The sequence below is a fragment of the Niabella terrae genome (assembly GCF_054783135.1).
In genome coordinates this window covers 671,344-687,053 of the sequence record NZ_BAAGRD010000008.1, presented here as the reverse complement: position 1 = coordinate 687,053, position 15,710 = coordinate 671,344, and the positions used below count along the sequence as shown (strand labels likewise).

The following is a 15,710-nucleotide window of genomic DNA, read 5'->3' as shown; positions in this document are numbered from 1 at the left end:
GTCAGAATACAAATTCCCTGATGATTATAAAAATGCCCATAATCAGAATAAACCAGCCAAACAACGGTTTTAGTTTTTCACCGTTCATGCGCCGGGATAGGCCAATGCCCAGGCCCAGCCCTGTCAACGCCATCAGCGATACTTTCAGCAACAGCATTTTATTGAATTGAACCCCGTTGATCAAATCGCCCGTAAATCCAATCAACGAGTTAAAAGTGATGATCGTCAGCGATGTGGCAATGGCGTATTTGAGTTCCAACCGACCGTAAATCAACAAAGCAGGCACAATTAAAAACCCACCTCCGGCCCCCAACAGACCGGTAACCAGTCCCACGCCAACGGCGATTATCATCAGGCTGATATGTGAAGGTCTACCTCCGGACCGGGGCGCTGTCTTACGGATCATATAGGCGGCGGCAGCAATCATCAGTATAGCAAAAAGCCCCATCAACAGTAAGTGCCGGGTAACCATCAGTCGACCGATTTGAATAATCTGTTCTGGCAATGTGGGCAGGATATACTTCCGGGTGAGCAGCAGTATAATGACCGATGGCAGACCAAATTGCAAGGCCAGACCTGTTTTGAGGTTTCCGATGCGGTAGTGTTTATAACTGGCAGTAATCGCCGTAATGCCGACGATAAACAGGGAATGGGTAGTGGCTACTTCAGGCGTCACCCCAAAAAAATATACCAGAATCGGCACGGAAAGAATGGAGCCGCCGCTTCCGATCAGCCCCAGAGAAACGCCGATGAGCAGGGCCAATATATAACCGATGATTTCCAGTTGAAAAAATTAATCCTCAAAGATGCATCATTTTCCACTGGTATAAAAGCAACCTACTTGGAATATAGAGTAATGCGGGTTCTTATCAAAGGGCAGCAGCAACACGCTGCAGGAGTTGTTTGGTTTTTCTGATGCCCTCGTCTTCACTGAGTTTATCCCCTTCATACTCAATTCCTACATATCCTTTAAACCCTGATTCTTTCACGATTTTCATAATTTTCATATAGTCGGTTTCCACGCAATCCCCTTTCTCATCGAAATCATTGGTTTTGGCACTGACCCCTTTGGCATAAGGCATCAGTTCCGCAGTACCCTGATACCGGTCATAGGACTCCAGGCATTTTTTCCAGTCCCCGGCATCCCTTTTAATACAGAAATTTCCAAAATCCGGCAGGGTGCCCACGTTGGGTTGATTCACTGCTTTCATGACCCCGCTCAGCCAGGTGCCGTCAGAGGAGTAACCGCCATGATTTTCAACAATAATATTGATCCCTTCTTTCGCACCATAAGTCCCCAGCCGCGTCAGACCATCAGCCGCCGTCTTTGCCACTTCTTCGCGGCTGCCCTTGCCAGCCGCATTTACCCTGATGGTGGTACATCCCAGATATTTGGCGGCTTCCACCCATTTATAATGATTCTCGACGGCCTGGGTCCTTTTTTTGCCGTCGGTATCGCCAAGCTCGCCTTCACCGTCACACATGATCAGATGATTTTTAACACCATTATCGCTGCAACGCTTCAGCAATTCATTCAGGTAGGCCGTATCCCGGGCTTTTTCTTTGAAAAAAACATTAACATATTCCACAACGCTGATCCCAAACTTATTCTTGGCAATGCCCGGAAAGTCCAGGTTGTCCAGCTGTTTGGAAAACAGGGCCCGGTGCAGCGACCACTGCGCCAGTGAAATCTCGAAAAAAGATGCTGACGGCCAGTCAAAGTTTCGGCCAAAAGCCGGACTGACACAAGCGGTAGCGGCCAGGGCGGCCATTTGTTTTACAAATCTTCTTCGGTGCATGACAATCGTAGTTTAATTGGACAATGGTTGAAAGTTAAGGCAAGCCCTGTTAATATTATGGTAAAAGCGGCGTTTATTTTTTCAGTTTTTCCTTTCGTCAAAAAGGCTTACTTTTAAGAAACAAAAATCCAATTATCAAACCTTAAAAATTTAATCGTATGGAACTACTAGATATGTTATTAGACGACTTAGAAGTAACCCGAATAGAAAACAATGCCGAGGAATTTGCCTATGATGGTGATGGAGACGGTGGATCGGATGGCGGTGACGGCGCTGACGGCGATGGCGCGGATGGAGACGAAGGTCCCAACGACGGTGGCGCTGACGGCGATGGTGGTGCGGATGGCGATGGTGGCGCTGACGGATCAGACGGAGACGGTAGCGCTGACGGAGACGGCGCATAAATGCCTGTTTTCAGGTTACTGAAAATATCTCAAGTCATTTTACAAGTCGCAGAAATTTATTATCTGCGACTTTTTTTGCATTTTGCAGGTTCTTCAACATTTAAACATGCAGCAGTTTTTCAATAAAATAATCGCACCTCATAACCTGGAAACCTTCTTTGAACAGTACCACGAAAAGGACATTTTGCATATATCCCGAAATGATGCCGGTTACTATGAGAAAATACTGACCCCCGAAGAGATATCGGAATACCTGGACCGTCAGGATATTTTTTATCCTTCCATACGGATGGTGCAGAACGGAAAGGAAATTCCGTCGGCGCAATACACCCTCAAAGCGGTTCCCATCGGTCACCACAAAAGGGATGGGATCATCAATACCGAAAAAATGTTTGGCCTCTTTAATGGTGGCGCCACCATGGTTGTTCAAGCCGGCCAGCGGTATTTCGACCATTTATCCCGATGCTGTCTGGAACTCTCACAAAAGTTTAATGCCCCGGTGCAGGCCAATCTCTATATAACACCACAAAAATCGCAGGGCTTTAATCCTCACTGGGACACCCATGATGTATTTGTGCTACAGATTTCGGGCACCAAGACCTGGCATCTATATGGTTTTGAAAAAGAGCTGCCCACCAAAAACCAGTCCTTTGTTAGTAAGGATTATAAAAAGGAACCGATCCGTACCATCCAGATGATGCCCGGTGATTTTCTGTACCTTCCCCGTGGTTATGTACATGATGCGATGGCAGATGAAGGTATATCCTCTCATATCACGATTGGCATCCTTTCTTTTACCTGGATCCGGTTTTTTAATGAGATTATGCCGCAACTGGAAGATATCAAGGCTTTCCGGGAAGCTGTGCCCTTCTGGAAAGACAACCTGGAAGAGCTGATCCAGGAAAAAATAGCTACCTTAAAAGAAAGTCTTGGTTCGCTGGACAGCACTGTAGGTATTCAACGTCTGAACAGGAGCTACCATAAGGCCCAGCCCCAGCCACTGAGCGGCTATTTCGACAGTCTGTTGCAATTAAACAGGCTCCGGCCGCAATCCCGCCTGCGACTGAATGACGGTATTCTGTTTACCCTTTCTGAAAACGGGACCGGCCCCCGGTTGCAGTTTTTTGACAAAACCATTCAACTTACCCAAAGCACAAAACCAGTTTTAGAATATATACTGGCACAAAAAGATTTTACACTGGAGGAACTGCCGGATTTATCCGATGACGCAGAACGCCACCACCTAGCCGCTACCCTGGTAAGGGAAGGCGTCATTTATATAGAACAATTATAATCAGCAATATTGAGTACCCCGGTACATAGAGACAGAGAGGTTTTTTTCTGTAGTGCAGCATCCAGATACTTTAAAGAGGATCTGGCGGCAACCGCATCCAACAGCAAATCATTCATATTGCTGGAACATAGTGATCCATTTCCAGGCAAGGTCACGGAGGCCCATTTTGATACCAACTGGATCCAGGGGCTGAAGAAACTGGCGTCGACGCATAAAGGAAAGTTGCTGCTGATTCGCAACAAAAAAACCAATTACAAGGATTGCAAAATCATTTATGTGGACTGTATCCGATGTAGTTATTTTGTTGTCCAGACTTCGATCGAAAACGCCCACCGGATTAACCTGGCCGACTATATCAATCACCCCGACACACTTTGGGAAGACGAGCCATTTTTTGCCATCTGCACCAACGGAAAAAAAGACAAGTGCTGCGCGAAATTCGGTTATCCCGTATATAAATTTTTTGAATCTTTCAATGCGGATGTAGCGGTGTATGAATGTTCCCATATGGGCGGTGATCGGTTTGCAGCTAACGTAGTCTGCATGCCTTTTGGCATTTATTACGGACATGTGGCCGTCGAAGATGTAGGGCATATCATGGTCCGTACCTTACTGAGAAAAATCTACCGGCAGAATTACCGCGGTATATCCCGCCGATCCTTTTTTGAACAGGCGGCGGAATGCCATCTCCGGGAACACCTTCATAATTATGACATAGACTTCCCGCTCGAGATCAATCTGCGCTTTCAGGAAAATATGAATTATGAAGTACAACTCAACGCGGGCGTTCATGGCATTTTTCTGATAAAAATGCAAAAAGTGCTGATCGACTATCCCCACCTGCTTACCTGTAAATCCGCAAAGCCGGAATCCATTACCAAATTTAAATTGTTGGAAATCAGGAAAACGAACTGAATTATCATCCAACCGACGGACGGCCGGACAGCCTTAATTGGTTTCAATCTTCGAAAACAGATCAGTGGGTTTGATGCGCAGCCCAAAATTATAAGGCGTAATATCAAGTCCCCGGGTATACATACTTTTAAAGGCATAAGACCCGTAAAGTTGAATGACACCCAGATTGAGTTCGCCGACATAGGATAATTTCCATGGATCCAGATCAAAATCACCCCTTGTTTTCTTTTTGCCCTCATCTGAATTAATAAACTTATTGCGGGCTGCATATAAATAGCCGACGCTCATGCCTGCACTGATTTCGAATGGATAGAGCCGGTATGGCGTCAGGTTGAAATTCAGCATCACCGGAATGGTGAAATAATCCGCCGCCAGTTTATTCTTCCTGTACGTACGATCCGGTGTCTGATCGTAATGGATGACCGGTTCATCAGCCGTAGCCGATGGCAGTACCGTATATCTGATGGGCTGCTTGTAAAAGTAATTGTTCAGCTCAGCGCCAAAACTGTATTTAAAATTCACCACATGCCGGATCAGATTAAATTGCTGCGTGACCAGCCAGATATTCACATTCCGGGATTTAAAAGGCCGGCGGCCCAGCCAATCTTCGTTGGCCATCGGTGCGTAAGCCTGGGCCTCAACGGAACTGTAGTCCGTTTTATCCACAAAATTTGAAACACCGATGTCGATGACGACCCAGTCCGTTTTGATATTTTTAGGCCGGGTGCTGCTACCCAGCTTTTTGAAAAAATTCCTTTTGGGAGTCGCAGCCTGAGGCGGGGGTGCGTTGTCCCGGATCACTGTAATTCCACCAATTTCCAGGGTATCGGGTGGCGGATGCACCTGGGCCTGCAGCAGTGGACTGACTGCAAAAACGAATAGGAAGAAAATTAAACTACGCCGCATATTCAATATTGACTTCAAAGATATTCTTTGCAAATGAAACCTTCAAAAATCTGCCATCGATAAGGAGCGTTTCCAGTGGCGGGCCGGCTGCGACTCAAAATCGAAGCCCCACTGCATAGGGTGTCAGGTCCAGCCCTTTTTTAAACATGCTCTGTTGAGCATAGGATCCGAACAGGCTAATATACCCCAGATTGATTTCCGCTACATAGGCGATTTTCCAGGGGCGCAGGTTAAAATTATCCTTGACTTTCTGTTTACCTTCATCGGAATTGATGAATTTATTGCGGGCAGTATACAGATAACCGGCACTCAGACCGACACTAAAGCCCCATTCCTTTTCCTTCCCGGCACTGAGTTTCAATTTACCCTTCTTTTTACCGCCGCTATACTCAATTCCATTATGCCCGCCTTTGGCAAAATCAAAATTCAACATCAGGGGGAGCGTTACATAGTCTGCCGCCAGTTTGTTTTTACTATAACTGCGGCCTTCGGTTGCATCCCAGCTCACGACGGGACTGTTCTTATTGAAACGGACCGGATTTTTAAACCGGTAATTATTGAGCTCCAGCCCCAAAGCATACTTCAGGTTCAGCACATGATTGACCAGATTTATTTTCTGACTGAACACCCAGAGATTCACATTGACGGATTTACCGTTACGCAGGTCAAACCAGTCCGCATCACTACCGGGTGCCATGGCCTGTACTTCTGCCTCCCCATAGGCCGTATGATCCACAAAATTGGCAAACCCCAGATCGAAGCCGCCGAACCAGTTGGTCGTTACATTGCCGCGGGCTTTACTGCGGTGCCATTGCTCACCGTCGCTATCAATAATTATGGTTTTTTTATCCTTCTCCGTTATAATCTGCACCGTAACCGAACTGGTATCTTGCTGCGCCCATAAACAGGCGGGTAAGAGTAAGCAACAGATGATTGGCATCAATTTCCTGGTCATATTCTATAGTTTTTTAGTTGATTAACGTTCAATATTAATGGCCACACCGGCGACATTGATTTCATCTCCGCCATTAGAGAGTATATCCAGCGCCCGCTCGCCTATTTTTTTTCCTATCTTTTTCAGAAATCCCTTTTTCTCAGATTCGGGGTCTGCTGCCGCGACCGGCTGCTTCGGGGGTTGCGGTAACTTTACGACGGGTGGAATATCTCCGGGCCGGTGCTGGTTTTCGTTATCCCGGGCAGCGGGTTTGGTAACCACTGTTGTCGAAGGCTGCCGGTCCGGCACGGTAGTTCCCATTTTCTCTGGGGGTGGCGGCAGCTTCTTTTCGGGATCCTGTTGCCGGGTTGAAGGCGCCGGCTGCTCTGCGTCTTTGGTTTTGGGACCATCCTGGACATCCACCTGCGCAGTAGCAGTGGGGTGCCGGTCCACGGGCTCCCGGTTTATTACTGCTGGCCGGGTCTCAGGGATACTGCTGCTGACTGCTGTACTGGCGTCCGTGTCACCCAGGTGGGCGGTCGGACCCATATAGTAACCGGAATCATTATCGGCCAGGGGTGGCAGCGCTCCATTCGGATCTGTCTGCCGGGATTCCAGCAGGAACCAGGCGCCGATCAGCAGGATCACCGAAGCCGCCGCGGCCAGCTGGCGCCAGTCAATACCCCAAGGGGTCATCTCGTGTCGGAATAATTGCGCTTTCCGGGGATAAGTAATGGCTGGATCGGGATGAAATCTGGCGGCACGCAGCTGCCTGAGTTCTTCAGATAAAACCGGATTTTGCAACAGTTCGGCTTCTATTTGCCGGCATCTGGAAGGATCGCATTCCCCATCCAGGTAGTCCAACAGGTCCTCGGTGCCAATTGCAGACTGCAGCCGCATCAGCCGGGTTTTACCCGGAAATATCAGGTCGACGTCCGCAGAAAGTCGGGTTCGCAACAGGGATTCCAATTCGGCCTTCAATAAGGGTTCCTGGCTTATAAAGGCATCCACCAACGCGCGCTGTTCTGCCGATAATTCATTGTCGACATAGCGAAGGAAGAAATCCTGATAATTATGGTGATTGATCTCCATTGCCCTTAGTTTTTAAACCCATTATACCAAATGTTCCATTTTCACCAGGTAAGACCGCAATTGCAGCCTGGCCCGGTGCAGGTAGACCTTGACCTGTGAACTGTTCAGTCCCGTAATCTGGCCTATTTCTTCATAACTGTACCCCTCATAATCTTTGAGCAACACCAGGGACCGGCTCTGTTCGCTCAACCGACCCAGGGCAATGTCCAGGGCCTCTTTCAGACTATTGTCCCGCTGTTGGGAAACGCCATGTTCCAGCTGTTCCGGCGCTTCATGCAGGTCCGTCCGCTTCTTCAGGCGGAAATGATCCATCATTTTATTAAATCCCACCCGGAACAAATAGGATTTTGCGGTAGCGGGATCGATCTGCAGCCTGTTTTTCCACATCACTTCAAATGCTGCCTGTACCATATCCTGGGCATCCGCTTCCTGCCCCAGTGTTTTCAGCACAAACCGGTACAGACTGTCCGCTGACTGGTGCACCATATCATTATACTCTTTCTCAGTCATAAACAGTACCGGTCTGCTGCCATCGATAATTGATATTTGTGAAATCTTTTCATCAAAGGAATGCGTCACTTTTTTTAGTTCCTTTTCAAACCCGTTAATTGTTATACGGATGAAAGAAAAAAAAGTTACAGGGGCGCAAAAATAATTAACGAAGGACCATTTGCCGATCTGCATCCAGCCGGACCAGGATGAACAACATGACCGTAAATGTTAGCAGTGAAGTGCCCCCGTAGCTGATCAATGGTAGTGGAATACCTATTACGGGTGCCAGACCAATGGCCATGCCAATATTGATCGCAATATGGAAGAAAAATACGGATGCTACACCATAGGCATAACAACGGCTGAAAGTGCTGCGTTGGCGTTCGGCAATGGTTACAATCCTAAACAAAAGCACCAGATAGAGGGACAGAATCACCAGGCTGCCCATAAAACCGAACCCTTCTCCAATCGTATCAAAAATAAAATCGGTTCTTTGCTCGGGTACAAAGCCGTAGCGTGTCTGGGTGCCCCTTAACAGCCCCTTGCCTAGCAGGCCCCCGCTGCCTACGGCTATTTTGGACTGTTTGACGTTATAATCGGCTGTATTCTTCTGGCGGCCGGTCTTTGCATCAATCTGTACCTCTCCTCTCAGGTATTCCTCAGGAATGTCCTTACCGATGGTGCTGTAAATTCTTTCCACCTGGTGTTTACCAAAAATATTGGAAAAAAGAAAGGGTACCCCGAACCGCTGGATGCCCACACAAAGTGCCCAGATCAGCACGATCTTAACCAGCAGACTTTTATCCCGTCGGATCTGTCGCCGGCTCAGCAGTACGACCAGAACGGCAATGGCTGTCAGAATACCAGCCAGCAGGTTCTTATCCAGTAAAAGCGTGGCAATCACCAGAGCCGCCGTGGCAAATCCAATTACAATATATACCGGTGGCAGTCCCTCCCGATACATCACCAGAAAAAATGCAAAAAATACCAGCGCCAGTCCCGTTTCTTTTTGCAGGATGGTCAGCAGGGCAGGCGTCAGGGTAATGGCTACCGCAATCAATTGTGATTTAGGCTTGCTAAAATCCATTTCAGGCAGGGATAGATATTTGGCAAGTGCCAGGGCAACACTAATTTTGCAGAATTCTGCCGGCTGGAACTGGAAACCGCCCAACCGGATAATTGATTCTGTACCTTTTACCGAAGAGTGAAACTGAAATACCAATAGCAACAGGAAAATACCGCCTGCATACCAGAGGTTGGAGGTAGCGGGAAAAAACTTGCTGTCGGTCAGCAAAATAAACAGGCCCAGTATCATGGACACACAGGCCCAGTAGAATTGTCGGCTGTAATCCGTCTTGAAGCCGATGAAACTCTGCAGGATCGGATCCCCTTCTTTATAAGTTACGGCGAAAATGGCCAGCAGACCAATGGCCAGCAGTATAAAATATACGGTCAGCAGGATATAATCGACCCCTTTCGATATTTCTGTATTACGTGCGCTCATTTCAGGTAATCCATTGCCATTTAAATCTTCGATATACGTTTCGATCTTCTAACATTGCATTTAGGCTGTCCTTCCTGCTGCGGGAAGAATCCTGTGGTTTCTTTTTTTGTTTTCCGGTACTGTCTTTTCTGCGCCCGGCAGAATCGGTTTTTCCGGTCTTCGGTACCTGCTTCCTGGTTTCCTGCTGCGCGCTAATCGTATCCTTGACGCGGACCGGAGCGATCGGAGTGGCAGCACTTGCCTGCGCAGCCAGCGCCACTTCCTGCTCTTCTTTCTTTTTCTCTTCGGCTGCCTTTATCGCCTCCGCCTCCGCAGCTGCCTGGCCCCCATTCAGAAAACGTTTTAACCGGCTACTGTCCTTATAGGCCTTCAACCATTCATAGGCCCTGGCAGAATCGGTCTTATGCTGGAATCTGGTGTAGTAAGCAGGTATGAGGCTGGTTTTGGAAATTCGCTCCAGGTCGGTCTTACTCCGGGGTTGCAGGCTGTCCATCAGGTACTGCTCCACCAGCATTCGGGCAATGGGGCCGGCCCAGGTAGAACCGTAACCAGCATTCTCAATGGCTACCGCCACGGCGATCCGGGGATTTTCCTTGGGTGCAAAACAAACGAACATAGAATTGTCCTTGAGTTTCATTCTTTTCTCACCTTTAAAAGGCAGACGGATATAGTTCTCAGCGGTACCGGTCTTTGCACAGACATTGATACCAGGAATATTGGCGATACGCGCCGTACCCCGGGTAACCACATCATGCATGCCGTCAATGACCGCCTGGTATGCCGTGTCGGAGATATGGGTCAGCACATCATGACGGGTCCGGTATTTATTCATAAAAACGGTATCGGCAATCGTTTCTTCTTCAATACTGTCCACAAAATGTGGCGTATAATAATAACCCTTATTTGCAATGATGCACATGGCATTGGCCAGTTGCAACGGCGTGGCCAGCATTTTATCCTGGCCGATGCCCAGGGTAAGATTGGTGCAGGAATTCCAGGAACCTTTGTAGTCTTTGTCGTAGACCGATACTGTCGGTATATTGCCGGAATTTTCGCTGGGCAGGTCAATGCCGAGTTTAACCCCCAACCCGAAATTATTCATATACCGGGCCCATTCCGCATAACCTTCTTTAACATTGCCGATCCGCGGATTGTCCACCGCTTTCCGATAGACATCAACAAAATAGGCATTACAGGAATTGGCAATGGCCAGTCGCAAATTGGCGGCGTGACCACCACCTGAATGGGTACAACCCACCCTTCGTCCGCAGGCATAGTAGCCGCCGCCGCAGGGATAACCATAGCTGGGTGTAATCAGCCCTTCGTCCATAGCGACCAGACCGCCGAGTGGTTTAAAGGTGGAACCGGGCGGGTAGCGTCCCTGGATGGCCCGGTTGAGCAGGGGCGCCTTTACGTCCAGTACCATCCTTCCGTAATTTCGGTTCTTGTCCGGTCCTGTCAGATCATTGGGATCAAACAGGGGGCCGGATGCCATTGCCAACACACCTCCTGTTTTAGGATCCAGGGCCACTATACCCCCTACTTTATTGGCAATAAGCTTTTCCGCCAGTTGCTGCAATTCAATGTCCAGGTAAGTTTTCAGACTCCTGCCCGCGACGGCGGTTGTGTCAAATTCCTGGTTTCCGAAATGACCCACCAGGCGGTTGCGGTTGTCCTTGATTAAATACTCCACACCGCGCTGTCCTTTCAAAACATTCTCATAAGTATATTCCAGTCCGTTCTTACCTTTATAATCTCCCAGGTGATAGTATCCTCCAGACCTTTCTATATCCCGTTGGTCCGCTTCATTAACGAAACCCAGGATATGTGCGCCCACATTATAGGGATAGGTACGCACAGGACGTTCCTGTAAAACAAATCCCGAAAACCGCCAGGCATTCTCTTCAAAGCGGGCCTGGAGTTCCGGTGAAAGCAGGGAAATAAAAATGGAAGGGCGTACCCTTGAATTTTTGACAATGGCATCGATGATGCCTTCCCTGAAATCTGCCGTGTCCATTTCCATCAGCCGGCAGAAAGCCAGGGTATCAATATTGCGTACTTCGGCAGGAGTAACCATCAGATCAAACATGATGGTATTGTTCAAAATGGGTTTGCCGTTTCGGTCAAAAATAATGCCTCTTTCGGGATAAACGATCTTGGCATAGACCGCATTGTCCCGCGCCAACTGGTGGTATTTTCTGCTGAAAATCTGCAGATGAACCAGCTGCGCCAACAGGATCAGAAACACTGCCAAAAAGATGCCCCTGATGATATAACTTCTTGACTGATTGAATACGGACATATAAAAAATGGGAAATCTGTTCTTCGGATAACGAAGTTAAGCCGATAGGGGCATATCTAAAAATCACTCGCGATTAAAATTCCGAAAAACCCTCAGGAAATTTAACAGCTGCCTGAGGTCCCTGCTTAACTGGATGAAACTGAGTAGCGAAGGGAATTAGGCCGTATTGGACCGGAATTTAAGTTTGCGTGGAAATATCAGTTCTGCAACCACAATCATGGCCATACTGATCGCCGTGCCGATCAGCACTTTCATCAGAAATGCTATGAAGGAGCCGAAGGACAACCATTCCAGAAATAACAGGTAACCGTTATGGAAAAAAGAAAGAATCAGGGCATACAGGAGATAAGCGTTCCAGCCCATCGCTTTTGGAGAAGGTTCCTTATAACTATACTCAGTGGCGTCTTTGGGAGCAAATAAATTAATAACCAGGGGTCTTAGAAAAGCGACCAGCACACAGGCTGCCGCATGCAGTCCCGGGGACATCATAAAATAGTCCACGGTGATACCCAGTAAAAAACCCAACACCAGCAGCCAGCTTCTTTTGATATAGAAAGGCATCCAGAGCAGAAACAGAAAATAAATATAAGGGCGGATGAGATGGTGTAAATGGGGCATCTTGTTCAACACGTATACCTGCAGAAACACAAACAGCATAAAACGGATACTATTTCTTACCAGATCACTCATTGGCTGCCTCCCTTTTTATCTACCATATCCTGGGTTTGCTGATCCAGCGCCTTTAATTCCCGCATGTAGATATTCTCCACAACAAATACCTGTTGGAGATTGGTAAGATTGGCCGTCGGCTTAATTTTCAGTATTAAAAAATTGCTGGCTTTGTCCTTCAGTACAGTCGCGACCGTACCGACCATTTTTCCTGGCGGGAAACTCAGCGAGTAATTACCAGTCAAAACCGTATCGCCCCTCCGCACTGAATCTGTTTTGGGGATCCCGGTCAGGGTCAGTTCCGTGGGCGACTTGCCATCCCAGGACATCATACCTGAATTGCCGGTACGTTTCATTTGTACACTCAGTTTGTTGACCACATTCAGCAGGCTCATCACTTCGCTGAAATTATCGCCGGTATTGACGATTTTTCCTACCAGACCGCCTTCAGAGCTGAAAACACCCATATCGTCTGTAATTCCATGAATTGTCCCTTTGTTAATCTGCAGGTAATTTTTATCACTGCTGACTGAACTGTAAAGCACTTGTGCATGCCGCCAAAGAAAGCGACCGGCCGGTCCGTTATCAGAAAGCAGGGAATCAGATTGGAGGGCTGCACCGGAATCGGCAGCCGCTGACAGCTGTCCCAGTTGATTCAACAGGGAGTCGTTCAGGCGGTGTACCCGGCGGTTTTCTTCCTGCATGGTGAAGAAATCTTCCATTGCGTTGTACTTTCCATTAAAGTAGGAGGTGACAGCTCCTGCGACACCCAATCCCCGGGCCCGGTGGGATCTGTTATAGGTGAACAACAGGTACAGACAAATTATCTGTAGTACCATGAACCCGATAAAAACCGAGAACCGCCTGATGAACAGAAAAATATTTCGCACCTGGAATCTTTAATTTTCAGTTTTCAATATTACTGCAAATGTATTGAGAGACGGGGGTTTTTCCGCATGCTATGGCCAGTTGGCTCAGCCATCCTGTGCCAAATTGCCGGAACTGCCGGTTCCCTGATACGTTGTAATTATCCCTGCCGGTTTATATCCGGTTTGAAGTTAACGCATTACAAACGGATACCGGTCATAATTCTGCAGTGCAATGCCGGTTCCCCTGACCACACTTTTCAGCGGATCATCGGCAATATGAACCGGTAATTTTATTTTCTGGCTCAGTCTTTTGTCCAGGCCTCTCAATAGGGCGCCCCCACCGGTCAGGTATAATCCCCGGCGATAAATATCACTGGCAAGTTCCGGAGGGGTTTGTTCCAAGGCTTTCAGGATGGCTTCTTCTATTTTAAATATACTTTTGTCAAGTGCTTCAGCCACTTCCTGATAGCTGACCATAATCTGTTTAGGAATACCGGTTACCAGATCCCGTCCGTTTACCGGAATATCGTCCGGAGGATTGTCAAGATCTTTCATAGCCGCACCGATCTGAATCTTGATCTGCTCGGCAGTACGCTCCCCGATCAGCAGGCTATGGTATCTTCTGAGTGCTTCCATGATATCTGCGGTAAATTCATCACCGGCAATCCGGATGCTCTGGTCACAGACAATCCCAGCCAGGGCAATAACCGTGATACCGGTCGTTCCTCCACCAATATCTATAATCATATTTCCCACGGGTTCTTCCACATCTATGCCGATACCCAGGGCCGCTGCCATAGGTTCATGAATCAGATAAACTTCCTTGGCGCCGGCTTGCTCTGCACTGTCCCTAACCGCACGTTTTTCCACTTCCGTGATGGAAGAAGGAATACAGATCATCATTCTCCAGCTTGGAGGAAAAAGGGGTTTTTTGGGGTATACCAGTTTGATCAGCTCCCGGATCATCAGCTCAGCCGCATTAAAATCGGCAATCACACCATCCTTCAAGGGCCGGACGGTTCGGATGCTTTCATGGGTCTTTTCGTGCATCATCAGGGCCCTTTTACCTACGGCTAACACTTCTTTCGGATTATTTCTGTTAAGCGCCACGATACTTGGCTCATTAACAGCGACTTCTTCATTATGTATGATGAGGGTATTGGCCGTACCCAGGTCCATGGCTATTTCTTGTGTAAACCAGTTAAAAAGTCCCATTATAATAAATTCAAAAAATTTGTTCGCAAAGTTGTAGGAATTTGCTGAAAGTAACAAAGTAAAAACCACGCCGCAGCTCCCTCCGGCAAGCTTATAATTTAATTAACATATCTTTTACATTACCCCTAAAACCCCAAAATCCCGGCGCTTACAGAATATTTGATATTAATGCGTCAATTTAAGCTGCAATAATTACTTTTGCCACTTCAAATCAATTACGTAGGCATGGCATTAAAAGACATACAATCAACAGGAACCAAAGATACCCGCAGTGGTTTTGGTGACGGCATCGTAGAAGCCGCCAGGAAAAATGAAAATATCGTGGCGCTGACAGCGGACCTGCTGGGATCAATGAAACTCAATCAGTTTATTAAGGAATTTCCCGAAAGGTTTATTCAATGTGGCATTGGTGAGGCCAATATGATGGGTATTGCTGCCGGCCTGACCATTGGCGGGAAAATCCCTTTTACGACGACTTTTGCCAATTTCAGTACCGGTCGGGTATATGACCAGATCCGTCAGTCCATCGCTTACAGCGGGAAAAATGTAAAGATCTGTGCTTCCCATGCCGGCGTCACCCTGGGCGAAGACGGCGCCACGCACCAGATACTGGAAGATATTGGAATGATGAAGATGCTGCCCGGGATGACAGTGGTTGTACCTTGTGACTACAACCAGACCAAGGCAGCCACCGAAGCAATCGCAGCAATAAACGGTCCGGTTTATCTGCGCTTTGGACGACCCAGCTGGCCCATATTTACCCGGCCGGAAGATTTTCAATTGGGCAAGGCTCAGGTATTCTCCGAAGGAACAGACCTGACCATATTCGCCTGCGGCCATCTGGTATGGAATGCCATTCAGGCTGGCGTATTGCTGGAAGAAAGGGGGATCAGCGTTGAAGTGATTAATATTCACACCATCAAACCCATTGATGAGGAAGCCGTATTGAAATCCCTTCGCAAGACCAAATGTGCCGTAACTGCCGAGGAGCATAATATTCTGGGAGGTATGGGTGATATGATCGGACAGATCGCCGCCCGCAATTTCCCGGTACCCATTGAGTATGTAGGCACACTCGATACTTTCGGTGAAAGCGGTACCCCCAAAGAATTACTTAAAAAATACCATCTGGATGTCCCGGATATTCTGGCCGCTGCAGAAAAAGTAATGGCCCGTAAAGCCGGATAAGTCGGATTAATCGAACTTTTGACGACCCCACTTCCCGGAAGTGGGGTTTTTTCTTCGCATTTTGGTAACTTGTTGACCTGAATATCTTCCGGGACGCTCCGTGCATTGGCAGGTGTCGTTTTCCCGG

Annotated in this window: 15 protein-coding genes; 4 read left to right on the top strand and 11 right to left on the bottom strand. The window is 47.8% G+C overall.

Annotation, left to right across the window (positions count from 1 at the left end; genetic code table 11):
• Position 1: 1 nt before the first annotated feature.
• Both ACYVI9_RS11130 and ACYVI9_RS11125 read right to left on the bottom strand, forming a co-directional pair.
• A complete protein-coding gene (locus tag ACYVI9_RS11130) occupies positions 2-763 on the bottom strand; it encodes a sulfite exporter TauE/SafE family protein (RefSeq protein WP_460764559.1) in 762 nt (253 codons plus the stop codon).
• Positions 764-869: 106 nt separating this feature from the next.
• Positions 870-1,799: a sugar phosphate isomerase/epimerase family protein gene (locus ACYVI9_RS11125; protein WP_460764557.1), complete on the bottom strand. Its 930-nt coding sequence runs from the start codon at positions 1,797-1,799 to the stop codon at positions 870-872.
• A gap of 158 nt (positions 1,800-1,957) precedes the next feature.
• Here ACYVI9_RS11125 and ACYVI9_RS11120 point away from each other — a divergent pair, with 158 nt between their 5' ends.
• The 3 genes from ACYVI9_RS11120 to ACYVI9_RS11110 all read left to right on the top strand — a co-directional run bounded on the left by ACYVI9_RS11120 (position 1,958) and on the right by ACYVI9_RS11110 (position 4,412).
• A complete protein-coding gene (locus tag ACYVI9_RS11120) occupies positions 1,958-2,203 on the top strand; it encodes a hypothetical protein (RefSeq protein WP_460764555.1) in 246 nt (81 codons plus the stop codon).
• Positions 2,204-2,309: 106 nt separating this feature from the next.
• Positions 2,310-3,497: a cupin domain-containing protein gene (locus tag ACYVI9_RS11115; protein ID WP_460764553.1), complete on the top strand. Its 1,188-nt coding sequence runs from the start codon at positions 2,310-2,312 to the stop codon at positions 3,495-3,497.
• 9 nt (positions 3,498-3,506) lie between these two features.
• On the top strand, positions 3,507-4,412 hold the full coding sequence (locus ACYVI9_RS11110; RefSeq protein WP_460764552.1) for a sucrase ferredoxin: 906 nt from the start codon (positions 3,507-3,509) through the stop codon (positions 4,410-4,412).
• Positions 4,413-4,445: 33 nt separating this feature from the next.
• Here the strand turns inward: ACYVI9_RS11110 and ACYVI9_RS11105 are convergent, their stop codons facing one another.
• The 9 genes from ACYVI9_RS11105 to ACYVI9_RS11065 form a co-directional block, all read right to left on the bottom strand.
• A complete protein-coding gene (locus tag ACYVI9_RS11105; RefSeq protein WP_460764550.1) occupies positions 4,446-5,318 on the bottom strand; it encodes an outer membrane beta-barrel protein in 873 nt (290 codons plus the stop codon).
• Positions 5,319-5,412: 94 nt separating this feature from the next.
• Positions 5,413-6,273 (bottom strand): hypothetical protein, encoded by an 861-nt coding sequence (locus ACYVI9_RS11100; RefSeq protein ID WP_460764548.1) that lies wholly within the window; start codon positions 6,271-6,273, stop codon positions 5,413-5,415.
• A gap of 21 nt (positions 6,274-6,294) precedes the next feature.
• Entirely contained in the window at positions 6,295-7,344 is a 1,050-nt protein-coding gene (locus tag ACYVI9_RS11095) for an anti-sigma factor family protein (protein ID WP_460764546.1), read from the bottom strand.
• A 21-nt stretch (positions 7,345-7,365) separates the two neighbouring features.
• Positions 7,366-7,923, bottom strand: a complete 558-nt coding sequence (locus tag ACYVI9_RS11090; RefSeq protein WP_460764544.1) for an RNA polymerase sigma factor — start codon at positions 7,921-7,923, stop codon at positions 7,366-7,368.
• Between the two features lie 76 nt (positions 7,924-7,999).
• Positions 8,000-9,340 (bottom strand): rod shape-determining protein RodA, encoded by a 1,341-nt coding sequence (rodA, locus tag ACYVI9_RS11085; protein ID WP_460764542.1) that lies wholly within the window; start codon positions 9,338-9,340, stop codon positions 8,000-8,002.
• 1 nt (position 9,341) lies between these two features.
• The gene (mrdA, locus tag ACYVI9_RS11080) at positions 9,342-11,642 is read right to left on the bottom strand and encodes a penicillin-binding protein 2 (protein WP_460764540.1); all 2,301 of its coding nucleotides are present in this window, start codon (positions 11,640-11,642) and stop codon (positions 9,342-9,344) included.
• 156 nt (positions 11,643-11,798) lie between these two features.
• Entirely contained in the window at positions 11,799-12,332 is a 534-nt protein-coding gene (locus ACYVI9_RS11075; RefSeq protein WP_460764538.1) for a rod shape-determining protein MreD, read from the bottom strand.
• Positions 12,329-13,150, bottom strand: coding sequence for a rod shape-determining protein MreC (gene mreC / locus ACYVI9_RS11070; RefSeq protein ID WP_460764536.1), 822 nt, complete (start codon positions 13,148-13,150; stop codon positions 12,329-12,331). Before mreC ends, ACYVI9_RS11075 begins: the two co-directional genes overlap by 4 nt.
• Positions 13,151-13,369: 219 nt before the next feature.
• A complete protein-coding gene (locus ACYVI9_RS11065) occupies positions 13,370-14,395 on the bottom strand; it encodes a rod shape-determining protein (protein ID WP_114792158.1) in 1,026 nt (341 codons plus the stop codon).
• A 225-nt stretch (positions 14,396-14,620) separates the two neighbouring features.
• On the opposite strand from ACYVI9_RS11065, the gene ACYVI9_RS11060 reads away from it, so the two are divergent.
• Positions 14,621-15,583, top strand: a complete 963-nt coding sequence (locus tag ACYVI9_RS11060) for a transketolase family protein (protein WP_460764534.1) — start codon at positions 14,621-14,623, stop codon at positions 15,581-15,583.
• The last annotated feature ends 127 nt before the right edge of the window (positions 15,584-15,710 follow it).